A 24,838-nucleotide genomic window follows, 5' to 3' on the forward strand; every position below is an offset into this window, starting at 1 on the left:
CTCAACCACCGGCCTGCGGGTCGAGGGTGCTGCTCGTGTCCTGCTGGTACGGCGTGCTCTGCCACTGCCCGAAGTCGAGCACCTGGCTCGGGTCGTGGGCGACGAACTGCCATGGTCCGACGTAGACGTTGTCGTGCCAGCGGTTGTGCTGCCCGGTGGTGATCGCGTCGGCCACCCGCTTGCCCTGGTAGGGCGACCAGTCCGGATACGTGCCGTAGTTGGCGAGGACCGCCATGCGATCGCATTTCACCGTGCACTTGAGGACGGACTTGTCCAGCACGAAGCGGTTGTCGTGGATGTCCACCCGCTGGGTCTTCCACCGGCAGTCGGCGTAGAGCGGTGCTTTGGCGATCGCCGGCTGCGCGCAGCGGCCGGTCTTGGGAACCAGCAAGGTGCAGTCGCCGGACGAGGTGTTGGCCGGGCTGTTGCAGAACCGGTCGGCGTTCTCCCACAGGGTGATCCCCGACCAGTTGTTCTCCAGCACGTTCCGGTAGATCTCGATCTTGTCGGTGCGGGCCTTGATCCGTGGTTCGCCGCCGGACTCGGACAGGTAGACGGTCGCGTACGGGAACGTGTCTCCCTTTTTGGCCTCTCTGCTGCCCTCGACCCAGTTGTTGCGCCGGATCGTGTTGTTCCGGATGACCGCGTTGTAGCTGGTCTCGTAGATCAGCGCGGCACCGTCGTTGGCCTCGAGCACGTTGTTCTCGATCCGGAAGTCGTTGTTGTTGGTGTCCGCCCACAACCCCGTTCCGCGGTTGTCGTGCACCCAGTTGCCGCGTACGTCGGCGCCGTCGACAGCCCAGAACTTGATGCCTCCGGTGCAGCCGCAGCCCTCCTTGCGCCGCTCCCAGTCGCCGGTGTTGTTGCCCACGATCTCGTTGTCCTCGACGACCAGGTCGCGGAGGGCGCCGCCGCCCTTGTACGCGTTCATGCCGTACTGACCGTTGTCACGCAGGCAGTTGGCGCGGGTCTGCTGGCGGGCACCGGCCATCAGCCCGGCTCCCGAGTTGTCCTGGATCGTCGCGTGCTCGATCACCCACCCGTCGGCCGAGTCGTGGTTGACCACGCCCTCGTCGAGGGGCGCCACGAAGCGTTGAACGGTCAGGTGGCGGATGGTGACGTCGCGGGCGGTGCCGCCGAACGCGTACTGGTTCTTCTTCTGGCCGTCGAGCACCGCGCCCGGCGCACCGAGGTAGCGGTCCCCCTTCTTGGGGATGACCTGGGCGAACCGGTCCGGGTCGAGCCGGTGCTTGCCGGGTCGGAGCCAGAACGTGGTGTTCGGAGGGCTCTTCTTGGTCTTCGCCGCCAGGTCGCCGACGACCCCGGGGTCGACCGTCACCGCGCCCGCCGGCGCCTTCGCCGGTCCGGCCGCGGGCTTGTCGCACACTCGGGCCACGGATCGGGCCGCGGACGTGGCGGACGCGGACGGCGCGGCCTTCGACTCCGCCTCGGCTCCCGGTGTGCTCTCACAGCCGGTCGCCGCCAGCAGGACCAGTGCCAGCGCCGCCAGCGCCCAGCGCCCCCTCTTGATCCTCACGTGCCCCCCTGGAACCCTTCCGCCGGACCTTGCCGGAGCCACGGGCCCCGGCACGCGCAGCGGCTGCGTTGTCGTCAGGTGCCAACGCTCCACGTGGTCGCTCTCCTCCGCCTTGCAGTTGCACACACCAGTCTCCGCTCGCCCGCACCGATCCATTCCGGCCCTCCTCTCCAGCCTGATCCGTCAAAGGTCCCTAGCCGCGGAACCTGAGCACGGTGGTGAACCCCTCCGAGCCGTCGGCGAAGCCGGTGCCGACCAGCGTGGTGGTGGGTTCCTTGCGCCCGAAGCCGGCGGAGTACCAGCCCAGCGGCGGGTCACTCTCGCCGCGATGCGCCCGCCAGCTCAGCTGCTCGGGCAGGTCGAGCATCGCGGAGCGCCCCTCGCCGTCCCGGATCCAGGTGAGCACCGCCCGGCTCCCCACCAGGTCCGCGGCGATCGCCGGGCCGAGGTGGAACGCCAGGCGCACAGCCCGACGCGGACCGCTCACCTCGTCGACCACCCTCAACTCCTGGTCTGCTGCAGCCAGTTCCACCCGGCGGCGGTGCACGGAGTTCTGGTAACCGTCGTGCTCGGCAGACCAGCGGGACACACCGTCGTCGGACGCGTCCGCGACCAGGACACGGCTGCGGGCATGCCGCGTCCACAGGAACGGGCCGCCGGACACCGACTGGTCACCGCCGTCCAACTGCAGGGTGTTGTGGCCGAGGGTCGACCGGAAGTACTGCCGCCACTCGGGCTGCCCGTGGTAGCAGAACGTCCCGGGGTCGGCAAGCACGTCGACCCCGTCGTGCCGGACCTCCACGGACAGTGCGTCCGCGTGGGCATGCGCGGCGATGGACAGGAAGCCGTGCGGGCCGCCGTCGCAGCGGCACCAGATCTCTCCCCCACCGCGCAGAATGGTCATGCCCGCGTCGGCGAAGTGGGCCGGGCGGCTTGCCGGGCGGATCACGGCCGGTGCGGAGTCGTTCTTCGAGTACGGCCGGATGAGCCCGGCAAGAAATGGGGTCCGCACATCGGTGCCGGTCACCGCCGGCCACCAGGCGAGCCGGCCGAACACGGCGTCCCCGGTGGCCAGCAGCGAGGCCCAGCGGTCGGTTCCCGCGCCGTCCACGACCAGACCGTGACCGTCGTCCGCGTCCCCCTGGCGCGGCGGCCGCAACCGGCTGTCCACGACGGCCGCGAGCGCGTCGGTCATCCGCAGCAGCACAAGGCGGACGGACGCGGGGACCGGCACTTCGGCGGCATCCGCCTCGGCCAGCGCGGCCAGGCCGAGCTCCAGCACCAGTCCGTGATACTCCGTGGCCAGCTCCCGGTTGAGGCCGGAGGCGAAGGTGTTGCTGCGCAGATGCCGCTCCAGCGACCGCAGCGCGCCGGCTCGCCAACTCGCCGAAGAGGGGAACCACCCGAACGCGCAGGCCGCGGCGAACTGCCCGGCGGACTCGGCGATGACGTGGTTGTTCGCCGATGATCCCCGGCTGGGGAAGGCGGCCAGCCAGCGCTGGTGGTGCCAGATCTGGTTCAGGGCCACCGGGTTGCCCTCGAACAGGTCGGCCGCGCCGGGCCAGCCGTCGAGCAGCCGGCGGATCCACACCCAGGACAGCAGCCGGATGCCGAGCTCGATGCCGCTGATCCAGTGCACACCGCGCAGCGGTGGGTTGGCCGTCCACCAGGACCGCAGGTGCTCGGCAACCCGCTCGGCGTACCGCTCGTTCCCGGTGATCGCGTAGGCGGCGGCGAGCACGGTGAGGTACTGGTGCCGGGACAGTTCCCAGATCTGCTTGATGTCCCCGACCGTGTCCTCGTTCCGGTACGGCACGTCGAAGGCGTAGCCCGACGGAGCCCGGCGCCCGGTCTTCGGGTCACACCACCAGTCCGGGTCGGTCAGGTCGTCGCGCTCCACCCCGAAGTACTGGACGCGCCCGTCCATCAGACGGTCCGCCTCGGCGATGAGACGTTTCGCGGCGTCCGGCGGTACTGAGGCGATCGTCCCGGCAGGCAGTACCGCGGTGAACCGGGCGTCGGTCACGCTCGGGCAGGCCGGTCGCGCCGACCGCCACCGCCGCCTGCGCACCGCGTCGCCCGCCCGGCCGCCGACCTCCCGCGGTCCCATCCGCGAAAGGCGTCGCAGGTACCAGCCCGCGCTCATGGTCATCGCGTCCTCGCCAACGTCACCGGCGCACCGCCGGCGAGGCCGGCCTGCACGGCGAGCGTGGTTGCCGTGGTGGCGACCAGCGACTCCAGCGGCACCGGCATCGGCCCGCCGGTCCGCACAGCCTTGATGAACGCGGCCAGCTCGGCGTTCTGGCCCTTGTCCCGTGCCTTGGGCAGCCGCGAACTGACCCACCGCTTGGGGCCGTGGACCGAGGCACGGACGAAGTCGTCGAGCCGCAGCACCTTGCCGTCCGCGACAAGGTCCAGCGTCTCCTTGGGGAAGCTGGGCGCGCCGGTGGTGACGTAGCTGATGGTGGCGGTGGAACCGTCCGGGTAGCGCAGCACGACCTGCAGGTCCTCGTTGCCGGACGTGGCGACCGCGTACACCGAGACCGGGTCGGCCCCGAGCAGCCAGCTCGCCGTGTCGATGAAGTGTCCGCCCTCGCCTGCGAACCGCGAGCCCTCGGTGCCCTGTTGGAGGTACCAGCTGCCGTGCTGCAGCCGGCCCGCGTTGACCAGGTAGCGCAGGTTCCCCGGACCGGTCCGGGGGCCGAAGCGCTCCTTGGCCTCGTTCAGCATCGGTGCGAACCGGCGGTTGAAGCCGACCTGCAGCCGGTCGTTGCCGGACTCCTCCACCGCCGCGACTACGTCTGCCAGGTCGTCCTCGGTGAGGGCCAGGGGCTTCTCCACGAAGACCGCCTTGCCGGCGAGGAGTGCCTTACGGGTCAGTTCGGCGTGCGAGCTGTGCCGGGTGACCACGAACACCGCGTCGATGGACTTGTCGCCCAGCACGGCGTCGAGATCGGTGGTCGCCTCGGCGAAGCCGAACTTCCGCTGCGCGTTGGCCGCGGACAGCGCCGTCGTGGTGACGACTGTCGACAGTTCGACGCCCTCGCGCTGTGCCAGGTGCGGCAGCAGCATCGACGTCGCGTAGTTTCCCGCGCCGACGAACGCAAGGCGTACCGGCGCCTTGGCGGACCAGGCCGGGGTGGAGACGCCGCCGCTGCGTGGCTTGACCGCGGGCACGGCCACCGCCGGGGCCGTTGCCTCCCCCGCGTGCGTGGCGTACCGGAACAGCACGGCCACGGCCTTGAGGTCGCCGTCCTTCAGGCTCCGGTACGTTTCGACGGCGTCATCGAAGTCGGCGATGTGGGAGACCAAGGGCTCCACGTCGACGCTGCCGCGGGCGACGAGATCGAGGAAGCACGCCAGGTTACGGCGCTCGGTCCAGCGCACGTAGCCGATCGGGTAGTCCCGGCCCTCGAGCTCGTACTCCGGGTCATAGCGCCCGGGGCCGTAACTCCGCGAGAACCGGACGTCGAGCTCTTTCTCGTAGTACGCGTTCCAGGGGAGGTCCAGGCGGCACTTGCCGATGTCCACGACCCGGCCGCGGTCCCGGCAGAGCCGGGCGGCCAGCTCGACGGGCTGGTTGCTGCCGCCGCCGGCGGCCAGGTACACCTGGTCCACGCCGTGACCGCCGGAGAGTTCGGCGACGGCGGCTTCCACGGCCGCGGACGCGGGGTCGCCGCAGGCAGCAGCGCCCAGGCGCGCGGCGAGCTCGCAGCGCGCCGGGTCTGGATCGACCCCGACGACGCGAACCCCGGAGGCGACAAGAAGCTGCACCACCAACTGGCCGATTAGCCCGAGGCCGATGACCAGTGCCACTTCGCCGAGCTGTGACTCGCCTTGGCGGACGCCCTGCAGCGCGATCGACCCGACGGTGCCGAAGGCGGCGTGCCGCGGGGCGAGGCCGTCCGGCACCGGGGCGTAGAGGTTCTTCGGCACCCAGTTCAGCTCGGCGTGCAGCGCGTGCTCGTTGCCGGCGCAGGCCACGAGGTCGCCGACCTTCACATCGTCGATCCCGGTGCCGACCTGCTCGACCACCCCGCACAGCGAGTAGCCCAGCGGCGTGTAGGAGTCCAGTTTGCCCATCACCTTGCGGTAGGTGGCGGGCACCCCGTTGGTGGCCACGCTCTGCGCGACCTTGGCCACCTGGTCCGGCCGGGAGCGGGCCTTGCCCAGCATCGACATGCCGGCCTCGGACACCTTCATGAGCTCTGTTCCGGTGGATATCAGCGAGTAGGCGGTGCGGACCAGCACACCGCCCGGCTTGCAGCCCGGCACCGGCACGTCGAGCACCGCCAGCTCGCCGCTCTTGTAGTTCTGCACAACCTGCTTCACGCGAAGTCCCCTTGTTTCTACGTCGTCGTTCTACGCGGTCGGGCGAGCGCTCTGGCCGGACCCGGAGGTCGCGCCGCGATACCAGTACTCGAGCGTCAGCACGTGCCACAGGTGCTTGGAGAAGTCCCGCTGCCCGGCGGCGTCCTCGGCGACCATGCGCGCCAGGGCGTCGCGGCGCAGGAGCCCTGAACCGACGAGCACGCCGTCGTGCACCACCTCGCGCACCAGCGGTGCCAGATCCCGGCTCATCCATGCGCGCAGCGGGGCACTGAACAGGCCCTTCGGCCGGTACACGATCTCCCGGGGCAGGATCGAGGTGGCCGCCTCCTTGAGGACGGCCTTGCCCTGCCGTCCGACGATCTTGCGGTCCCCGGGCACGGCGAACGCCGCCTTGACCACCTCGACGTCCACGTAGGGCACCCGCACCTCGGTCGAGGCCGCCATGCTCGACCGGTCCGTGTAGGCGAGATTGAGGCCGGGCAGGAACATCCGGGCGTCGCCCAGGCACATGCGGTTGACGAAGTCGTCGAGGTCGTTGTCCTGGTAGATGTCCGCGTGCTCGGTCAGCACGTCCTGGACCGTCCCGGCCAGGTCCGGATCGACCAGGGCGAGCAGCTCGTCCTGGTCGTACATGGTGTAGCTGCGCCGGAACGCGGTCTCCTCCGGCAGGTCGGCGAAGGAGAGGAACCGCTTCGCGAAGCGCACCGACCGATACCCCCGGCGGGCCGTGGCGACCGGCAGCCGGTTCACGGCTCCGGACAGGCCGCGCCGCAGGGGGCGCGGGACGCGCTGGTAGCGCAGCGCGAGCAGGTTGGCCAGGTGCTTGCGGTACCCGGCGAACAACTCGTCGGCGCCCATCCCCGAGAGCATCACCTTGACCCCGGCCTCGCGGGCGGCCTGGCAGATCAGATACGTGTTGATCGCCGCCGGGTCGCCGATCGGCTCGTCCAGGCTGTACGTCATCTGCGGCAGCAGATCCAGCACGTTCGGCGCGATCTCGATCTCGTGCAGGTCGACGCCGAACCGCTTCGCCACCTGCCGGGCGTAGCGCAGGTCGTCGGGCATCGCCTCGAACTTGGCGTCCTCGGCGCGGAATCCGATCGTGTAGGCGGAGATGCCGGGCTGATGGCGGGCCGCGAGGGCGGTCAGGTAGCTGGAGTCGAGGCCGCCGGAGAGGAACGTCGCCACGGGTACGTCGGAGAGCATGTGCCGCCGGGTCGACTCCTCGACGATCGCCGCCAGGTCCGGCTGCTCGCCGCTGCGGGCCCGCTCCCGGCCTTCGGCGGCGACGTCCTTCAGGTGCCAGAACCGGCCGCGCTCCACCCGGCCGTCGGGCCGGCACTTCAGCCAGCTCCCCGGCGGCAGTTTCTCCGCCTCCCGGAACGCGCACCGCGAGTCCGGCACCCAGTAGTAGAGGAGCGAGGCCACCAGCGCCGCGTGGTCCACCTCCAGTGAACCGCCGGTGGCGGCGGCGAGCGCCTTGAGTTCGGAGGCGAAGACCAGGCCCCCGCCGCGCCGGAGCAGGAACAGCGGCTTGATGCCCAACTGGTCGCGGACAAGCACCAGTTCACCGGTGCGCTCGTCGAAGATCCCGAACGCGAACATGCCGCGCAGCCGGGACAGGCAGTCCGTGCCCCAGCGCCGCCAGGCCTCGAGGACCACCTCGGTGTCGGAGGTGCCGCGAAAGCGCACCCCGGAGGCTGACAGCTCGGCGCGCAGTTCGGGCGCGTTGTACAGCTCACCGTTGTAGGTGAGGGCGAGACCGTCCGAGACCATCGGCTGGGCGCCGGTCTCGGACAGGTCGATGATGGACAACCGGCGGTGCCCCAGCTGCACTTCGCCGTCGCCGACCCGGTGGCCGTACCGGCCCGACCCGTCGGGACCGCGGTGGGCGAGGGTATCGGTGAGCCGGTCGGTCACGGCCTTCCCGTCCGGCCATCGATACGTGCCTGCGATGCCACACATGTGTTACCGCGCCTCCTGGTCGTTGTCCGGGACCCGTGAGGCCCACACCGGCAGCCGCTCCGCGCGCCGCCGGCCCGCCCCGTTCTGTACGGCCGGCCGCTCGCTGCGACCGCGCAGCGCGGTGTGCAGCCCGTCCCACAACGTGCCGTCGGACCGGTCACGCGGATCGGGGTCGATCAGCACCACACCGATCACCGGAATACGCTGGTCCGCGAGTTGCCGCGCCACGGTGTGCAGCCATGCGGCGCTGCCGTGCCCGGCCCGTACGACGAGCACGGTCTGGGTGCCGAGGTACTGGAGGTCGGTCCACGCGGTGCCGGGCTCGACCGAGCCGACCCCGACTCGGCGTTCCTGACGCGGCACGGTCTCGGCACGCTCGCCGCTGACCACGGTCGGGTCTCCTGGCTTGGTCCGGCGGCCCGCGAGCTGCGGACCGGGCAGACCGTCGATGACGGCCACCGGCCCGTCCGCCGCCAGTGCCCTGGCCAGGTCCACGGCGATCACACTCGTACTGCGCGCACAGCCGAGTTCCAGCAGCGACACCGGTTCCGCGGAGCCGCGCACGGTACGGGCAAGGGTCGCGGTGAGCCGCTCGCGTGTCGCCCGGGTCCGTCGGCGCTGCCACCGCCGGCCCGACCGGCCGGGCAGCTCCGCGATGACCGAGGCGCCCAGGTTCGCCGCGATGTCCCGGCGCAGCACGGGCCGGTCCGCCACCACCGTGCCGACGGCGGCCAGCGCGAGCCCGAGGACGAGCCCGAGGGCGAGCCCGATCGCGGCGCTGGTGGCCACGGCCTTGGGCAGCGAGTGGTGCACGGCGCGCGGCGCGTCGACGATCTGAGTGCCGGCCACGACCTTGGGCGTGCCGGTGCGCGCCTCCTCGGCGCGCTGGTCGAAGTCGGCGATCCGTGAATTGAGCTCGGCCCGGCGGGCGAAGAGCGACTCCATGCTCGCCGACGCCTTCGGGTCGCTGTCCGGCGACCGGTCTCCGATCTCCTTGTTGACCTGGGCGAGTTCGCCCCGCATGCGGTCACGCTGGTCGGCCAGAGCCTTGGACTCGGCCTTCGCGGCTTGCTCCATCCGTCTCACGTGGTCCGCGACGAACGCGTCGGCCAGTGCCTTGGCCCGGGCCACCGCCTGCGCGTCGCTGTCACCGGTCACTTCGATCTGCAGCAGGTTGTTGGTCAAGCCGGTCGCCTCGTAGTCCCGCATGAAGTCTTCCGGCTTCTCGGAGGACTTGAGGGACTGCAGGGCCTTGTCGGCGATCCGTGTGGTCCGCAACAGCTCCACGTCGGTGCGGATCAGCGTCCCGGTGTCGTTCGGCTGGTCCTCCTGATGCGCGACCAGCACCTTGGCCACCGCGCTCGGCGGCGGTGGCCGCAGGACCGACACCGCCGCGCCGACCAGCAGCCCCACGAGTGCCAGGGAGCACCAGAGGCGGCGGCGCCTGCGCACCGCCACCACCAGCGCTTGCAGGTCGAACAGCGGAGCGGCTGCCGACGACTCCGTAGTCGTGCTCGTCGTCACGCCGAACCTCCCGTCGCGTGGCCGCGCACCGCGAGCGCCACAGTGGCGGCATCCGGTGGATGGCCTGCAGAGCGCGTCGGACGGGCCAGGACCATGCCGGCCACGACGATGCCGACGACCTCGTGCCTGCCGTCTGCACACGCCTCGGCGATGCCGGCGAGCTCCTCCGCGGTCCAGCTGCCCGCACTGAGGACGACCAGGGCACCGGACTCGGTGTCGCGGTCCGGCACGGTCGGCCGGTCCACCGAAACCTCCACCACCCGCAGCAGCAGATCGCCCTTGGCCTCGGCGACGAGCAGCCCGGCGGCCCGGCGGGCGATCTCGTCGCCGTCCGGTACGACGACCAGCAGTCGCCCGGGGCCCGGCAGCTGGTCCCGGAGGCGAGTGCACACCCGCCGGTAGCGGATCCGCCTGCCGGCCTCGTCGCCGGACGTCCGCGGGGTCGGCATGTCCCACCTGGTGTCGGCGCCGAGAAGTCTGCGGATACGGGTCCGCCGGCCACGGACTTGCGGTCGGTGATCGCGCCGTTCACCAGCCACGTCCACGGTGCCGAGCAGCACGGAGCCCAGCGCCGCTTCGATCTCCGGCTCGGTGCGCAGTCGGCGATTCACCCGTGCGGCGACGAGATGACCGATGACGGCGAGCAGGAAGAACAGCAACGCCCCGGCGACGATGAGCTGCGTCCTCGTCGGCGGCACCTCGCCGGTCGGCCGGGCCGCCGGGCCCATGACGACCATGCCGGCCTTGTCGGTCGCCGGGTCGGCCTCTTCCAGCTTCTTCATGGCCTCCTCCAGCGAGGTGCGCAGCTTCTCGAGCTCGGTGCGGGCCTGCACGCTCTCCACGGTCTGCCCCGGATCGGCCGCATTCGCCAGGTCGGTGATGCGGCGGTCGGTCTCCGCCACCTGCTTGCGGAGCGCCTCGGTCCCCGTGGCCGGGTCGGGGTCGGTGCTGCCGCCTGCGATCCGCGCGGCATAGCTGACGAATTCCTGGGCCATCCGGTCGGAGAGGCGCTGTGCGCGCTCGGGGGTGCCGGCCGTGCCCGAGATCTTGATGATGTTCCCGTCGGCGGCCTTGGCGCTCACGTGATCCCGCAGGTCGCTGCCGCTGACGCCCTTCCAGCCGAGGCCGGCCGCCGCGCGGTCGACCACCGACGAACTGGTCGCGAGGTCCACCTGGGTCAGGAGCTCGCGCTCTTCCCACTGACCGGGCAGCAGCACCGATGCCGACGCCGTGTACCGCGGCGGGAACAGCACCGAGGTGCCGTAGCCGACGAGCGCGCCCACCACGGTGAGGACGGCGAGAAACCGCCAGCGCCGACGGAGAATCCGCCCGAGCGTGACCAGACGTATCGTGTCGTCGCTCATGGCCGCCGCCTCCCCCGTGCCCGGACCGGGGCGCCCGCCGCCACCGGGGTGTGGTCACGGCACGCAGCGGCGTAGGCGGCGAGCAGCGACGCCTGCGAGTTCTGCCACGAGAGCTGCCCGCTGATCCGCTCCTGGCCGATCTTGCCCATCCGGGCCCGTCTCTCCGGATCGTCAAGGAGCAGCGCGATGAGTTCGGCGAACGCGGCCTCGTCGTTGGCGGGCGCGTACACCGCGGCGTCACCGGCGGAGACGCGCGCCTCTCGAAGGTCGAACGAGACGATCGGCCGGCTCATGGCCATGTACTCCAGGACCTTGTTCATGGTCGACACGTCGTTGAGCGGATTGCGCGGGTCGGGGGAAAGGCACACGTCCGCGGTGGACAGGTAGCGCACCAGGTCGGCGTCGGGAATGCGTCCGGTGAACTGCACCTGCTCACTCAGCCCGAGCTGCCGGGACAGCTCCACCATCGCGTCGAAGGCGTCCCCGGCTCCGACGAACACCGCGTGCCAGTCGGTCCGCCCGAACTCGTCGCGCAGCTTGGCGAGGGCGCGCAAGGCGTAGTCGACGCCGTCCTGCGGGCCCATGACGCCGAGGTAGCAGAGCAGATGAGGCTTGCCGCGCTTCAACTCCGGCTCGGGCGGCACCGGTTGGAACCGTTCGATCGCGGGTGCGCTGCGCACCACGAAAACGTCCTCGGGGCGGCGCCCGCCGCGGAGCACGGCGACGTCCCGGTAGCTCTCGTTCGTGGCGAGCACGACGTCCGCGGCACGATAGGTCAGCCGTTCCAGCGCGCACACGGCGCGGTAGAGCAGATCCTCACCACGGTCGAACCGGGAGAGGTACAGCTCGGGCACCAGATCGTGCTGGTCGAAGACGAACCGCGCGCCGCGCCGCTTCAGCCACAGTGCCGGCAGGAACAGCAGGTCCGGCGGGTTGCAGGCATGGACCACGTCGACCGGGCCGACCTTGCGGGCCAGCCGGGCCGTGTGCCACAACGCCGATCCGTACTCCCGCAGGTAGCCGGCCGGTCCTCCGGTGGCGGCGCGCAACGGGTAGCGGTGGATCCGCACCCCGTCGATCTCCGCCTCCGGCTCCGTGTCCCGTGTGCTGCCCCGGGGGCAGATGACGTGCACCTTCCAGCCCGCGTCGCGCAGCGTCAGGCACTCCTGCCACACCCGCCGGTCGAACGGCACCGACAGGTTCTCCACCAGGATCAGCGCGCGACGGTTCGCCCGGTCGCCGCTGGTTGTGTCATCGAACGATGTGTCACCAAGCAAGGCCCACGTACCCCGGTTCGGTCCGACGCGCTTCGGCGTCGGGAAGGCGGATCAGGTCGACAATCACCGGGTCGTCGCCATGGGGCAGCGCCGAAAGGACGGCTGGATCCCTGGTCCCGACCAGGCACACCTCGGCGTGCTCGAGCACCTCGTCGACGGAGTCCGCGAGCAGCTGCGCGAGGTGCGGCAGCCGGGTCTCGATGTACTCGCGGTTCGCGCCGATCAGCCGGGAGAGGCTCACGTTGGCGTCGTAGATCTTCAGGTCGTAGCCCTTGCCGAAGAGCCGCTCCGCCAGCTCGACGAGCGGGCTCTCGCGCAGGTCGTCGGTGCCGGGCTTGAAGGACAGCCCGAACAGTCCCACCCGGCGCTTGCCGGTGCGCTCGACCAGGTCCACCGCGCGTTGCAGATGTGCGGAGTTGGAGGGCAGTACGTGCGTGAGGATGGGCACCGAGACGTCTGCCCGCTGCGCCGCGTACACCAGGCTGCGCAGGTCCTTGGGCAGGCAAGAGCCGCCGAAGGCGAAGCCGGGCCGCAGATAGGCGGGACTGATGTTCAGCTTCCGGTCCGCCAGGAACACGTCCATCACCTGGTGCGAGTCCACCCCGAGCGCCTGGTACACCGCACCCAGCTCGTTCGCGAAGCCGATCTTGAGGCCGTGGAAGGCGTTGTCCGCATACTTGATGGCTTCGGCCGTCGGGACCGGCACCCGGAACACCTCGCCGGGCACGCCTTCGTACAGGGCCGTCACCGCGTCGCCGCTTGCCGGGTCGAGTTCGCCGATGACGGTCTTGGGCGGGTCGAAGAAGTCCCGCACGCTCGTGCCCTCGCGCAGGAACTCCGGGTTGACCGCGACCCCGAAGTCCGCCCCGGCCGTGCCGCCGACGTACTTCTCCAGGATCGGCACCAGCAGGTTCATGCAGGTGCCGGGGAGCATGGTGCTGCGGAACACCACGGTGTGCCGCCCGCCCCGTTCGGCCAGCGCGGCGCCGATCTGCTCGGTGACGCGCTCCAAGTACGTGGTGCACAGGCTGCCGTTGGGCTCCGAGGGCGTGCCCACGCAGACCAGCGATATCTCGCTGCCCATGATCGCCTCATGGACGTCGGCGGTGGCGCGCAGCGCTCCGGTCCGCACGACCTCGGCGATGAGCTCGCCGATCCGCTCCTCGACCACCGGGGCCTTGCCGTCGTTGACCAGATCCACCTTCACCGGGTTCACGTCCACCCCGATGACCTCGTGGCCCATGCTGGCCAGGCACGCGGCTGACACGCAGCCCACGTAGCCGAGCCCGAAAACGCTGACTCTCATGACCCGTCCCTCCCCCCAAGCAGGCCCTTTTGGCCTGCGGTCCGCGCGCCGATCGGCCGACGCCCCCCGCGCATCAGTAGGCCCCCTGCCCGTGGAGCACCGCACGCAGCGTCTTCCACAAGATCACCGCGTCCAGCGCGAGCGACCAGTCCTCCACGTACCGCAGGTCGAGGCGTACCGCCTCCTCCCACGGCAGATCGCTCCGTCCGCTGATCTGCCAAAGACCGGTGAGCCCGGGCTTGACCAGCAGCCGCCGCCGGATGTCCGGGCCGTACGCGGCGGACTCCTCCGGCAGCGGAGGCCGCGGGCCGACGAGCGACATCGATCCCGTGAGTACGTTGAAAAGCTGCGGGAGTTCGTCGATCGAGTACCGGCGCAGCACTGCTCCCACCCGCGTCACCCGCGGATCCCGGCGGAGCTTGAACAACAGCCCTGCGCCCTCGTTGCGCTCGGCCAGCTCGGCACGTGCCCCGTGAGCCCCCGTGACCATGGTGCGGAACTTGAAGATGGTGAACTCACGGCCGTCCTTGCCGACCCTGCACTGGCGATACAACGCCCCACCCCGGCTGTCCACCAGCACGAGCAGCCCGACAAGCACCATCAGCGGCGCGAACAGCACCAGCAGGACCGCCGCGCCCATCCGGTCGACGACCCCCTTGATCGCCCGGCGGCCACCGGTGAAGGTCGGCATGCTGACCCGCAGAAGCGGGATCCCGAGCACCGCGTCGACGTGCAGTCGCGGGCCGGCCACTTCCATCAGCACCGGGGCCACGACCATCTCGGCATCGCTGCCTTCGAGGTTCCAGGCCAGCCGCTGCAGCCGGTCCGGGGACCAGTGCTGATCCGGTGTGACCGCGACGACACGGTAGCCGTCGCGGCGGACGTGGCTCGCGACGTCCGCCAGTGGGCCGACGACCGGGACTCCGTCCAGTTGGTCACCGTCGGGCCCGAGTCCGTCCGGTGTGCACACCGCCTCCACCCGCCAGCCGAGGTGCGGAAACTTGCGGGTTCGGGTGATCAGGTCGCGCACGGTGGCCGGGCTCCCGGCGGCGAGCACCGGTCTCAGGCACCGTCCTTCCTTCCGCTGTTTGTGCAGCGAGAGGCGGAGGACATACCGCGCGGTCATCGTGACGAGCGCGATCGCGGGGATCGCGACGAAGATCCAGAGCTTGATGTTGCGCGAGGTGAGGGCGATTCCGCCGAGCGCCAGGACGACGGTCGCCGTGAACAGCGAGCGTCCGAGCCGGCGGAATTCCTCGGCACCCTGGCCGAGCACGGCCGGAGCCCACGCCCGGCTCACCGCGAGCGATCCCAGCACCAACAGCTCGGTGCCGAATGCGAGAATGCCCCACTTCTCATGCCAGTTGGCCGCGTCCCGGGCCCCGAAGAAGTTGCCGATCGCCCCCACCACCAAGGCGGTGGCCACGGTGTCGCTGGTCACCACGGTACGGCGGTACCGCTGCTCCCACTCGTTCGCGGGCTCGCTGATCGCCCCATTCGCCAGACGCCCACGCGCCGACTGAAAAGGGTCGACTAATCCCCCCTGCCGCACAGAACCCCCCTGGTCCCCAGTGGTACGACGTGATCGCCCCGCACTGCCCCTCCCCCCGGGAGGCCCCCGCCTCCCGCACGCTTCCTCCCCTCGGGAGCCCCCGCCCCCGCGCCGCGCTGTTCTTCCCCCACGGGAGGCCCCCGCCCCCCGCGCATCACATCCCGGCTGATCCAGCGCTACTTGAACAACCTGCCCTGGCGGCAGCACCGTCGCAAGACGCCAAGACTCGATCCCCCATGTCTTGCGTCAGAGACGCTGCTGCCGGCCGTCCGTTGCACCAGACCTAATAGATCATCATTTGTCGCTCAGTGTCCGTGCATGTGAAGCAGCGTCAATCTAGACCATCGGGGCCCATCTGAAGATAGAGATGTGTGTAATTTGTGCTCAAGTTTTGAAGCCGGGCCCATGGATCGATGCCCGCCCACGGCTGCTTTGATGACGAACATGCCTTGTGACCTGTGAAGACTCGAGTTTTGCGGGCTACTGGCACGTCACCGGAACCCGCCCGAACGGACCCCGGCCTGCGAGCCGCACGCTCACGCCTTCAGGCGCTCGCGCGGTGAAGTGGCCACGGACATCTGCCTGTTGGCCGACGCCGTGACCGCTCACTCGCTTCCAGAGAGGCCACGGCCGCCCTGACTCCAGGGCACACTGCGAAAGTTGCGTCGAATGGCTTGTTCGCAGCGGTTGGCCTCGATGACACACGGCAGCCGAGTGCCGCAGGGCGTCTTGACGGCGCATGGGATTCCGCGCCAGGAAACGCGACGTCTCGCAGTCAGTGCCGTCGGATACGAGTTGTGGAACGTCGCCGGCAGCGAGCTTCGCCACTACGGCCGGGACGAGGCGCAGGACAGGCAGGAGTTCCTCGACCATCACAGGCACCTCCTAGGGTTCTACGGGCGGGCGGCTGCGGAGGGCCACGCCGCAGTCAAGGCAGTGTGGGCTTGAGGCCGACGCAGCCGGCGTCGTGAACCGTGCCCCGGCGTTCGCAGGGGCGGGGCGCACCAGCCTCGGGTGATTCGCTCGCCGACGTCGTCCAACCTGCTGTCCCGCAGAACGTGTTGGTCCGTCCGCGAGCCCGGCGATTCCGACCCCGACCCCAACCTTCGTCCTGACTGTCGCCACGAAGAACGCACGGCGAGCGTGGTGAACCCCGCGGACTCTTGTCAGGAGGATCCTGACGGATTAGCTTCGTCAGGGACATCCTGACGAAAGGCCCGTCATGAACCGCTGCTCCTTCTGCAACCGTTCGGCCGACGACGTCGACACCCTGGTAGCCGGCGCGGGTGTCTACATCTGCAACGACTGCGTGGCATTGAGCGCCGAAGTCATCAAGAACAAACCCGCCGGACCAAAGCGCACCACCCCCGTCTGGGAGGGTGTCGACGACGACGCTCTCCTGACACACCTGCCTCGCATCGACGCTATTCGGCACCAGGTCGACGACGATCTCCGCTCCTGGGTCGGCGAGGCCCGTCGGCGCGGTATGTCCTGGGACCGTATCGGCGAAGCACTCGGGATGCGCCGCCAATCGGCGTGGGAACGGTTCTCGTGACCGGCCCGGAACCCTGCCGGAGTCACACGTGGTCAACGGCCCGGATCGATGCCGACGACGCCGCTGACGATGTCGGTCCACTGACCGAATGTGCCGCCGGCGAATCCAGTCCCTGCCCGGTCCGAGACGGAGGAATTGACTCTGTTCGGCCGGTCATGAGGGCCTGCGGAGCTATGGACGGGCCATGCGCCGGGTGTCATCATCACGCTGCCGTCGGGCATGGGCCCCGGCACGCAGGGAGAGACCGTGACACCGTACATCGCCGTGCCTCTTGTGCTGTTGGCGTTGTTCTACGCCGCCTCCGGTATCGCGGCGGTCACCCGCAGCTGGGTACTCCCCATGAACCGCCCCCATGTTCACGCCCCGCGGGTCTACGGCTGGGGACAGCTGATGGTGGCCTTCGCGCTGTGCTGGCAGACCGCCTTCGGGCTGCTGTTGACCAGCGAATCCGGCATGCGGCCGTCGGGAACGCTGATCGGCAGCGCGATTCTCGTGGCCGGCCTCATCGTCATGTTGGTGGGACAACGCGCCGACGGCAGGCGCAAGCGCGGCGGCACGCCGTAAGCCTTTCCCGAGCGGTCACGTTCGGAGCCACAGACCGTGCGACAAGGGCTGCTGTTCCGGCTGCGCCCAGGACGCCGTAGCAGCCCCTCGTGGCTCTGGGCGCGAGCTTCCAGACCGCCCTGCACCTCGACGTCGACCCCATCCAGGACGCTGTCCTCACCGACCTGTCACGCCTCAAGAAGCCCCGCTCTTGATCCGTTTACGGACTCTGAGGCCCCTCACGGCCGGACCGGTTCCGGGATCGTCATCCCTCGAACCGCTCCGGTCGGGGACGCGAGCGTGCAGCAGCCCTCTAGCCACCAGCTCCAGGGTGACCGCGACCGACACCGCCTGTACCGCCACCAACGCGATGAGGACGAAGAGTTGTACCGAGCCCGCCTGCACGGGTGAGGAGCCTCCGAGGAGCATGCCGACGTACGCGCCGGGCAGGGTGACCAGCCCTACCGTCCGGGTCTGGTCGAGGCCGGGGATGAGAGCGTCCGACGCGGCCGGGCGCGTGATCTCCAGGCGTGCGTCACGTTCGAGAAAGCCGAGAGCCATGGCCGCCTCGACCTCGCCACGACGGGCTTCGAGTTCCTCCAGCGCGCGTCGCCCGGCGATCACGGTGGCGGTGAGTGCGCCACCGATGAGGATTCCGGTCACCGGGATGAGCGCGATGCCTTTCAGGGGCAGCAGTCCGGTCAGCAGGAGAGGCACGAGGGTGGGCAGGACGCCTGCGGCAATCGGAACGCCGGACCACCATCCGGTGCGGTTCCGGGTGATGCGGCGGCCTGCTGTGAACGTTGCGACGGTGAACATCACCATCACGAACGCGAGCAGCAACGGCACTTCGTGCATCACGGCGCCGACCACCAGGGAGACCACGGCCAGCTGGCCGGTGGCCCGCACTCCCGCCGTGAGGATGTCCTTCCAGTAGCGGCGCCGGTCGCGGGCGTCGGCGAACCGGGCCAGTGCGGCAGTGCTCGCCGCGACGGCGAGCAGGGCCGCCATGACGATGCCCAGGGTGGCGTTGACCGGGAGCAGCATGGCCTCTCCTCATGATCGGGCGAAAAGTTCGCCGGTCGGGCGGCTCGCCCCTCGAGTCGTCAGGGCGCGCACGGCTTCGCGCCAGTCCGCGACGAAGCCGATGTCACAGTGCCGGAAGATCGGGGCCTCGGGGTCGTGGTTGATCGCCCCGATGGTTCGGGCCCGTTCCACGCCGACGAGGTGGTCGCGGCTTCCGGAGACGGCGATCGCAAGATAGAGGCGAGGGGCGATGGAACGCCCGGTGATGCCGAACTGGCGGCTGTGGGCGAGTGCTCCCGAGTCGGTGACCTTGCGGGTCGCCGCGAGTTCGGCCCCCCACTGACTGCGGAGCTGGTCCAGTTCGCCATGGGCGTCCGCGGGTACGCCGGCGCCGAGCCCGATGACGACGGCGGCGCGCTCCAGTGCGTCGTGGTCGTCGGCCGGGTGGGTGCGAAGGGTGCGGATGCCGGATTCGGCGATGCCGTCGAGTACGCGTACGGGCAGTGAGCGGCGGGGGCGTGCGGCGGGCAGGGGCAGACTGCCCGTATGGAGGGTGGCGATCCGGACCTGAGCGTCGAGTGGTGCGGGCTCGACACGGATTCCGGTGAGGTCGCTCATCAGTCCTGCCCGGAGGTGGGCGCCCAGGCGGGCGAGCACTTCCCGGTCCCAGCCGGCCGAGGCACCCAGCACGGCCCAGGGCGGTCCCGTGTGCCGGGCCCACTCCGCCAGGGCGCGTGACACAGGACGGGCGTGCGTGCCTGTCAGGTGGAGAGCCAGGTCGGCTCCCCAGGAAGCCAGTTCACCCGTGTCGGTGGGCGGGCCGGCGACGACGACGTGGCCGCCGATGTCCGCGGCGATCCGCGCCGCCTCGCCCACGAGAGCACGTGCCGAGGTGCTGGAGGGATCGGCGGTGACCGCCAGCACGGCGGGTCCGCCGGGCGAGCCGTTGCGCTGTGGCACCGATGGGCCTGCCTCCTCGGCCGGAGCGGCAAGGTGCTCGGCAATGAGGTCGAGCAGGAGATCGGCCTGGCCTGCGCCGCCGTCGAGAAGGATGGGGTGGCGCTTCGGGGCCGCGCCCCTGGTGGCGACCACATGGGTGGGACTTTCCGAGGCCGGGCGGGCGTCGGGCAGGTCCTTGAGGTCGAATGTCGTGACCGGGGCGGTGAGGGGCCAGGTGTGCGGAGCGGCCTTCGCTGCCGCACAGGACCGCTCGGCAACGGAGATCACCGCCGGCAGGCGGATCTCGACCTCCCGCTCCCCCTCGTCCTGTTGGAGCACGGAGCGCAGTGTGTCCGGCCCGGTGCGGTCGAGCGTCAGGACGGGACCGGCGAACGGCAGACCTCGCACAGGCCAAGGACAAAAGGGCAGCCGACCCGGCCATGCACGAGCGCGAACCGCGCTTGCTGGACGACGCAACGGAGTTGGTCCTCACGCTCCTGCCCGAGGATCTCTGAGCTCCCGGAAGCACGGCGGGACGAGGTGGTCTCGGGAACCGGCACGACGAAGCTCCTGGCAGTCAGCGGTGGACTTGGCCGTCACCCCGTCTGCCAGGAGCTTCATCTCTGTGTACTGCTTGCGCGCCTTACCTTGGCGGCGGTCCCGTGCGCGCGTCGTACCCCGTGGTCGGCGAGATCAGCAGGGGAAGGTGCCGCTGTAGAGGGCGTGTCCGTAGGAAGAGCTTCCGGAGCCGAAGCCGTAGATGCCGTCGTCGCTCCAGACCGCTTCGCGGAAGCCGTTGACGCAGGCCGAGGTCGGCGCCATGGCGAAGCCCTCCACGTTGTCGGTCGGCATGACGGCCGGGTTCGTGTAGGTCACGTCCGGAACGAGCGCGCCCCCGGCGTTGACCTTCATGAAGGTGTGCGTCTCGCCGCAGGTGTTGTCGCAGGAAGCGATGACGCGCTGGGTGCCGGCGTCGAACGTTACGTCCATCACAGAGGCCTTGCCCGTCGCGACAGTGCCGAACGTGGTGAACGTGCCGTCGGAGTTCAGACCGTAGACGTGCAACGTGCCGTCCCACTCCAACCCGGCGAAGAACAGGCCCGATCCGTGCAGCGGGTAGTTCGCCGGGTTGTACGCGGCGCCGGTGAGCGGGTCGACCCAGCCGTTCGCGGTCAGCCAGCTGTCCGGTACATAGCCGACTCCCTCGAAGCCCAGGTTGGCGTCGTCCTTGTCGCCGGTGTTGAGCTGCGGGAACTGCGAGGTCATGTCCCACTGGTGAATCGGCGTCAGCGTCGATCCGGTCGCCGCCGGGTCGAACTCCATGATCGTGTCCTTAGGCGCCGTGTTCTTGGTGTTGTCGCGCTCGGAGGTCACGTAGATGTGGCCGTTACCGCCGACTGTCACACCCTCGGAGTCCGGTTCGCCGGAGCCGCCCGTGAAGCGGATCTGTTTGCCGGTCGCGCTCCAGGTCGCGTCCGGGATCCACTTGCCGTTGCTCTTGACCAGCTTGTACAGCCAGTTCTTGTTCTTGGCTGCCCACAGCACCGACGGGTTCGCCGGGTCGAACGCCAGACCGCTCACGTCCCGTCCTTCAGGGCCGGTGGACGTGGTGAACGCGCAGACATTGTCCGCGATCGTGACGTCAAGGCCGCCCGGCCACGCCAGGGTGCCCGCCGGGGCGGAACCCGTACCGGAGGGCGCCTCGGGGGTGCAGCCGCTGGTGAGCGAGCCTCCGCCGCCCAGCAGCTGGCCGCCCTGACCGCCGCCACCGTCATCACCGCCGCTGCCCGAGCAGGAGTTGGCGCTGCCGAGCGTCGCGGTCACGGCGGTCCGGAACCCGCCGGTGCCGTTGGCGCAGCGCTCGTTGGACGGCTTGGCACCGTCGGTCGCCCAGGTCGTCGAGTCGATGGTGTTGCCGCTGCTGTCGACGAGGAAGACGGAGTCGTTGTCGCCCAGCCCGGCGGTGGAGTTGAACGTGACGTAGCCGCCCGCGGGGATGCTGGTCGCGCTGGGCGAGGAGGACGAGACCGAGGCCGCGGAGTGGGAGGTGTCGTTGTCGACGTACTTCCACGATCCGATGCTGACCGCGCTCGTTCCACCGTTGTAGAGCTCCACGGTGTCGGAGTCGTTCGAGGTGACCTCGTTGATCCGCACCCGGCTCGCCGCCGGGATCGACGACGGGCAGCCCGAGGCGTTCGACGCGCCGAACGTGGTCGCCGAGGTCGTGGTCACCCACGCCCCGGAGCCGTCGCCGCCGCAACGCGCCATCGCCGGCTTCGCCTTGTCGGTCGCCCAATCGACACGGTCGACCACCGTGCCGCCGGACGTGTAGATCACCAGCTTGTCCGCGTCACCGAGCCCCTTGGGCGAGTTGAAGGTGACGAAGCCGCCGGACGGGATCGTGCCGGCGGACGGGCTGAACGACTGCGGCGAGAAGCTGTCGTCGGACATCTTCCAGCCGCTGACACTCACCGCCGTCGAGCCTGTGTTGTACAGCTCCACCGTGTCGTTGTCCGACGAGGTGACTTCGTTGATCCGAACGTTCTGGTAGCCGGCCGGGTCCGCGGCAGCCGCAGGCTGAGCGGCCGCCAGCATCCCTGTGATGAGCAGTCCTGAAAGCGTCAGAGCCGCGGCGCACACAGAGGCGACGCCGGCACGCGAGTGTGAGGTAGGCACGAGGCGGAACTCTGTCGACACGATCTTGAAACGGCGTGTACTCCAGCTGAATACCACCTGCTGACCACCGGAACGTCAGGCCCACGTCGCCGCATCGCGATGCTGCTCGATACCTCAAGGCGCGTTGGCACGGCCGACGCCGGTGAGGGAACCGCGGACTCGGCAAGTTCGTGTTCTCGTACGGGTGGACGAGAAGTGAACAAAGACCGGGCGAGGTTCGCGGGGAAGAAATCATGCAGATTATCGAGGTGACCGGCTATGCCGTCCGATCCGCTGCCATCACCATGCGACGGACGGGAAAGCCATTTGAGTTTGTGATCTTCCCGATGCTGCATGTGGCTTCGCCGACGTTCTACTCCCAAGTCCGTCTCAGGCTCAGAGAATGCGACCTCATCGTCGTCGAGGGAATCCGAGGAAGGTCGGCCGGAGTGAGCACCCTGACTCTCGCCTACCGGTTCGCACCACGCCGGCGGCGCAACGGCCTTCAGGAGCAGAGCGACGGGCTGCTCCTTCCCGAGGGCGTGCCCGTCGTCAACCCGGATGTGACCGCGGCGGAGGCGCTCGCGGAACTGAAGACGCTGCCGCGTTCGACGTACCTGCTGCTCATGATCGCGGCGCCCGTGATGGGCCTGGTGTTCGCGCTGCGCGGCCCGCGCGCCTTCCTCGACGAGGACCTGGTGGTCGAGGACCTGCCCTCGACGCTGCGGGCGGAGATGATGGCAGACAATGCTGTCGGGCACGCGATGACGGGGCGGCGCGACCAGCGGTTGCTCGACGCGCTCGGCGAAATTCACACGGAGCGCGGCGAGGAACCGCTGCGGGTTGCCATCGTCTACGGGGCCGGCCACGTACCGGCGATCGTGTCGGGGCTGTGGAATCGTTACGGGTACCGCCCACGCGAAGCGGAATGGCTTACCGTCCTCATCCCGTCATAGCCCCCGAGCAATACCAGAACCGAGCGAACCGGCCGCCGCCCGGTAGGGCGATGGCCGGCTGCCTCAGGGAGACGTCTCCCCGACGAGGCGGGGGCGGTACTGCGGGTGATCGGCGCTCCACCTCCATGGGGTCCAGGTGCCATGGGGGGCCAGCTCCCATTCAGTCCACGTGCCGTGGGGTCCAGCTGCCATGCGGTGCACGTGCTGTGTCACGACCGGCGGTGCACATGCCGTGTCACGACCGGCGGTGCCAGGCGCGATCACTCCCGCCCCGGCGCACGTCATCCGCCCGCGGCGTCCTCGGCCTCCCAGCGCAGCAGGTCGCCCGGCTGGCACTTGAGCACATCGCACAGCGCGGCGAGCGTCGCGAAGCGCACCGCCTTGGCGCGGCCGTTCTTGAGTACCGCCAGGTTGGCGGGCGTGATCCCCACCCGCTCGGCGAGCTCGCCCACGGACATCTTCCGCCTGGCCAGCATCACGTCGATGTCGACGGCGATCGGCATCAGATCACCTCGTCCAACTCGGCCTGCATCTGCGCCGCTTCGACATCGCGCGCGACAGCCTGCGCGAGCAGCATCCGCAGCACGAGCACGATGAGCGCGACTCCCAGAATGGCCAGGCCGATCCCGCCCATGATGACGGTGACGCCCGGGTCGTCCCGCTGGCCCGGCGCATTGACGCCCGTGACCGCGAACCACAACAGGGCAGCCGCCACGATCGCGCCGATCACACCATCCACGTAACGGAAGGCGGCGTGGGAGAACACGGTTCCGCGTCGCACCATTGTCACCAGCCGCCATACGCAGACCCCGGCGACCTGGACCGACACCATGCCCAGGATCGTGATCACCCGCATCGCTGTCAGCGGCAGCGTCCCGTCCTCCGGGTCACTCCCGCTGACCAACACCCACACCATCCCTGCCTGTACGAACACGGTGCCGGCCAGCACCACCACGAGCACGGCGCGCAAAGCACGCACGGTCAGCTTGCCCACGACCCATCCTTCCATCGAGTTACGATGAGAATCTATCGAATTTCGATAGGCGAAGCAAGCGCCGGAAGAACCAGAGGGCGGGCGGTGGCTTCGTCGCACCCCGGCGGGACGCCCCGCCCTCCCCGGGCATGACGTTCGTGCGAACCGTCCTGACGTTGCGGAGCGCGCCAGCTTGCACTCAGCGGGTTGTGGCGCTTGACCGCCGGGCAGCGCCAGTATGGGGCGAACATGACCTCCGAACCGACAGCGGCCGACAAGGCCGAGAAGTTCGATAAGCCCGAGAAGTCCGCACCGCCTCGCGCAGGCCCGGCATCGACTGGCTCCGCAGCTCGGCGCGGAGTGCGAGATCGGCGAGGAGGCCGCCGAGAAACCGCGCATCGCCCGAAGGGCCGTTCACTCTGTCACTTCTGGCGGGTGCCTGAGATCGACTCGCGATCCACTTCCTCGAGCGCCATGACCTTGACTCTCAGTTCCGCGTCCAGGTGCGGATCTCCGCCGCGGCGCTCCTTACGTCGACGGCGTCGCGTGCGATGCGCTCGGCGAGGTCGGCTGCCGTCTTTGCGCCGACGGTGACAAACAGCCCTGACGCGCTCAGGTACGCGGCGGCGACAACGGCGGCGAACAGCTTGTTGCGCGCCTCCAGGGCCGGCACGCGCACCAGCTGGTGCATGAGGGCTGCCGCCCGATGGTGCGGTTCGGTGTAGACGTAGACGTCCATCACCTTGTCGGCGTGGCGGGCGACGGCCGCCTGCAGGCTGCCGAAGTCGGTGACTTCCGGGTCGCCGGGCAGGCTGCGGTGGGCCAGGTCGAGGAGCCAGGCCCGGTCGATGTGAACGATCACGCGGCGCGGCCGTCCTTGCGGGCAGAGGCGGCGCCATGACCGTCGGTGCCGAAGCGGTCGTCGAAGTGGTCGGCCCACTCGCCCACGAAATGGTCGGCGGCGACGAGGAAACGGTGGCGCAGATCGTTGGCCTCGTCAGCGAGGAGCTGGCGGGCGTACTCGTTGACTTCCATGCCGGCGGCGGCCGCGCGTTCCTCGATGCCCGCGTACACCGCTTCATCGACCCGCACGTTGATCTGCTTCTTCGCCATGACACCACTGTAGCGCCCCGTACAAGACGCTACCATTGATCCGCAGAAGAACCAAAGTTATCTTCCGGAATGATCCTTCTCGGCCACAGATCAATGTCCGGCGCTTTTTACTCAGCCGAGCCAGTCGGCAAGGCCAGCACTTCGACGGCGTCGCGGTGGCCGTGGCAGTGGCAATACCGGCCGTGCCACTGGTGGGGGGGTGATGTCGACGCGCGGGCGGA

At 69.8% G+C, this 24,838-nt stretch carries 19 protein-coding genes; 3 read left to right on the forward strand and 16 right to left on the reverse strand.

The window, feature by feature from the left end; genetic code table 11:
• Window position 1 precedes the first annotated feature (1 nt).
• The 9 genes from ACZ67T_RS36710 to ACZ67T_RS36750 all read right to left on the reverse strand — a co-directional run bounded on the left by ACZ67T_RS36710 (window position 2) and on the right by ACZ67T_RS36750 (window position 14,857).
• Window positions 2–1,537 (reverse strand): right-handed parallel beta-helix repeat-containing protein, encoded by a 1,536-nt coding sequence (locus tag ACZ67T_RS36710; RefSeq protein ID WP_469990089.1) that lies wholly within the window; start codon window positions 1,535–1,537, stop codon window positions 2–4.
• A 193-nt stretch (window positions 1,538–1,730) separates the two neighbouring features.
• Entirely contained in the window at window positions 1,731–3,689 is a 1,959-nt protein-coding gene (locus ACZ67T_RS36715) for an alginate lyase family protein (protein ID WP_469990091.1), read from the reverse strand.
• Window positions 3,686–5,869, reverse strand: a complete 2,184-nt coding sequence (locus ACZ67T_RS36720) for a bi-domain-containing oxidoreductase (protein ID WP_469990093.1) — start codon at window positions 5,867–5,869, stop codon at window positions 3,686–3,688. Before ACZ67T_RS36720 ends, ACZ67T_RS36715 begins: the two co-directional genes overlap by 4 nt.
• 30 nt (window positions 5,870–5,899) lie before the next feature.
• On the reverse strand, window positions 5,900–7,834 hold the full coding sequence (gene asnB / locus ACZ67T_RS36725) for an asparagine synthase (glutamine-hydrolyzing) (RefSeq protein ID WP_469990094.1): 1,935 nt from the start codon (window positions 7,832–7,834) through the stop codon (window positions 5,900–5,902).
• A 3-nt stretch (window positions 7,835–7,837) separates the two neighbouring features.
• Complete coding sequence (locus ACZ67T_RS36730) at window positions 7,838–9,358, reverse strand: Wzz/FepE/Etk N-terminal domain-containing protein (protein WP_469990095.1); 1,521 nt, start codon at window positions 9,356–9,358, stop codon at window positions 7,838–7,840.
• A complete protein-coding gene (locus ACZ67T_RS36735) occupies window positions 9,355–10,722 on the reverse strand; it encodes a YveK family protein (protein WP_469990096.1) in 1,368 nt (455 codons plus the stop codon). The genes ACZ67T_RS36730 and ACZ67T_RS36735 overlap by 4 nt, the downstream gene beginning before the upstream one ends.
• Window positions 10,719–11,999: a glycosyltransferase family 4 protein gene (locus ACZ67T_RS36740; protein ID WP_469990098.1), complete on the reverse strand. Its 1,281-nt coding sequence runs from the start codon at window positions 11,997–11,999 to the stop codon at window positions 10,719–10,721. The genes ACZ67T_RS36735 and ACZ67T_RS36740 overlap by 4 nt, the downstream gene beginning before the upstream one ends.
• Window positions 11,989–13,305: a nucleotide sugar dehydrogenase gene (locus ACZ67T_RS36745; protein WP_469990099.1), complete on the reverse strand. Its 1,317-nt coding sequence runs from the start codon at window positions 13,303–13,305 to the stop codon at window positions 11,989–11,991. Before ACZ67T_RS36745 ends, ACZ67T_RS36740 begins: the two co-directional genes overlap by 11 nt.
• Before the next feature lie 73 nt (window positions 13,306–13,378).
• On the reverse strand, window positions 13,379–14,857 hold the full coding sequence (locus ACZ67T_RS36750) for a sugar transferase (RefSeq protein WP_469990101.1): 1,479 nt from the start codon (window positions 14,855–14,857) through the stop codon (window positions 13,379–13,381).
• Between the two features lie 1,222 nt (window positions 14,858–16,079).
• Between ACZ67T_RS36750 and ACZ67T_RS36755 the strand changes: the two genes are divergently transcribed.
• Window positions 16,080–16,412: a ClpX C4-type zinc finger protein gene (locus tag ACZ67T_RS36755; protein ID WP_469990103.1), complete on the forward strand. Its 333-nt coding sequence runs from the start codon at window positions 16,080–16,082 to the stop codon at window positions 16,410–16,412.
• Window positions 16,413–16,658: 246 nt separating this feature from the next.
• Complete coding sequence (locus tag ACZ67T_RS36760; protein WP_469990105.1) at window positions 16,659–16,976, forward strand: hypothetical protein; 318 nt, start codon at window positions 16,659–16,661, stop codon at window positions 16,974–16,976.
• A 174-nt stretch (window positions 16,977–17,150) separates the two neighbouring features.
• On the opposite strand, the gene ACZ67T_RS36765 is transcribed toward ACZ67T_RS36760, so the two are convergent.
• The 3 genes from ACZ67T_RS36765 to ACZ67T_RS36775 all read right to left on the reverse strand — a co-directional run bounded on the left by ACZ67T_RS36765 (window position 17,151) and on the right by ACZ67T_RS36775 (window position 21,596).
• The gene (locus ACZ67T_RS36765; protein ID WP_469990107.1) at window positions 17,151–18,002 is read right to left on the reverse strand and encodes an ABC transporter permease; all 852 of its coding nucleotides are present in this window, start codon (window positions 18,000–18,002) and stop codon (window positions 17,151–17,153) included.
• 9 nt (window positions 18,003–18,011) lie between these two features.
• Complete coding sequence (locus tag ACZ67T_RS36770) at window positions 18,012–19,328, reverse strand: FAD-binding protein (RefSeq protein WP_469990109.1); 1,317 nt, start codon at window positions 19,326–19,328, stop codon at window positions 18,012–18,014.
• A gap of 285 nt (window positions 19,329–19,613) precedes the next feature.
• The gene (locus tag ACZ67T_RS36775) at window positions 19,614–21,596 is read right to left on the reverse strand and encodes a lamin tail domain-containing protein (protein ID WP_469990110.1); all 1,983 of its coding nucleotides are present in this window, start codon (window positions 21,594–21,596) and stop codon (window positions 19,614–19,616) included.
• Between the two features lie 233 nt (window positions 21,597–21,829).
• Between ACZ67T_RS36775 and ACZ67T_RS36780 the strand changes: the two genes are divergently transcribed.
• Window positions 21,830–22,531: a hypothetical protein gene (locus ACZ67T_RS36780; RefSeq protein ID WP_469990112.1), complete on the forward strand. Its 702-nt coding sequence runs from the start codon at window positions 21,830–21,832 to the stop codon at window positions 22,529–22,531.
• A gap of 281 nt (window positions 22,532–22,812) precedes the next feature.
• On the opposite strand, the gene ACZ67T_RS36785 is transcribed toward ACZ67T_RS36780, so the two are convergent.
• From ACZ67T_RS36785 to ACZ67T_RS36800, 4 genes are all read right to left on the reverse strand, one after another.
• On the reverse strand, window positions 22,813–23,034 hold the full coding sequence (locus ACZ67T_RS36785; RefSeq protein WP_469990114.1) for a helix-turn-helix domain-containing protein: 222 nt from the start codon (window positions 23,032–23,034) through the stop codon (window positions 22,813–22,815).
• Window positions 23,034–23,525 (reverse strand): DUF2975 domain-containing protein, encoded by a 492-nt coding sequence (locus ACZ67T_RS36790; protein WP_469990116.1) that lies wholly within the window; start codon window positions 23,523–23,525, stop codon window positions 23,034–23,036. Before ACZ67T_RS36790 ends, ACZ67T_RS36785 begins: the two co-directional genes overlap by 1 nt.
• 466 nt (window positions 23,526–23,991) lie before the next feature.
• Window positions 23,992–24,366, reverse strand: coding sequence for a fic family toxin-antitoxin system, toxin component (locus tag ACZ67T_RS36795; RefSeq protein WP_469990117.1), 375 nt, complete (start codon window positions 24,364–24,366; stop codon window positions 23,992–23,994).
• On the reverse strand, window positions 24,363–24,617 hold the full coding sequence (locus tag ACZ67T_RS36800; protein WP_469990119.1) for a plasmid mobilization protein: 255 nt from the start codon (window positions 24,615–24,617) through the stop codon (window positions 24,363–24,365). Before ACZ67T_RS36800 ends, ACZ67T_RS36795 begins: the two co-directional genes overlap by 4 nt.
• Window positions 24,618–24,838 lie beyond the last annotated feature (221 nt).

The organism is Streptomyces sp. NPDC107517, from assembly GCF_055582645.1.

Coding starts and splice junctions, on each gene's coding strand:
- ACZ67T_RS36715 (WP_469990091.1), bottom strand. CDS start 3,689: ATGACCATGAGCGCGGGCTGGTACCTGCGACGCCTTTCGCGGATGGGA.
- asnB (WP_469990094.1), bottom strand. CDS start 7,834: ATGTGTGGCATCGCAGGCACGTATCGATGGCCGGACGGGAAGGCCGTG.
- ACZ67T_RS36735 (WP_469990096.1), bottom strand. CDS start 10,722: ATGAGCGACGACACGATACGTCTGGTCACGCTCGGGCGGATTCTCCGT.
- ACZ67T_RS36745 (WP_469990099.1), bottom strand. CDS start 13,305: ATGAGAGTCAGCGTTTTCGGGCTCGGCTACGTGGGCTGCGTGTCAGCC.
- ACZ67T_RS36755 (WP_469990103.1), top strand. CDS start 16,080: ATGAACCGCTGCTCCTTCTGCAACCGTTCGGCCGACGACGTCGACACC.
- ACZ67T_RS36765 (WP_469990107.1), bottom strand. CDS start 18,002: ATGCTGCTCCCGGTCAACGCCACCCTGGGCATCGTCATGGCGGCCCTG.
- ACZ67T_RS36780 (WP_469990112.1), top strand. CDS start 21,830: ATGCAGATTATCGAGGTGACCGGCTATGCCGTCCGATCCGCTGCCATC.
- ACZ67T_RS36785 (WP_469990114.1), bottom strand. CDS start 23,034: ATGCCGATCGCCGTCGACATCGACGTGATGCTGGCCAGGCGGAAGATG.
- ACZ67T_RS36800 (WP_469990119.1), bottom strand. CDS start 24,617: ATGGCGAAGAAGCAGATCAACGTGCGGGTCGATGAAGCGGTGTACGCG.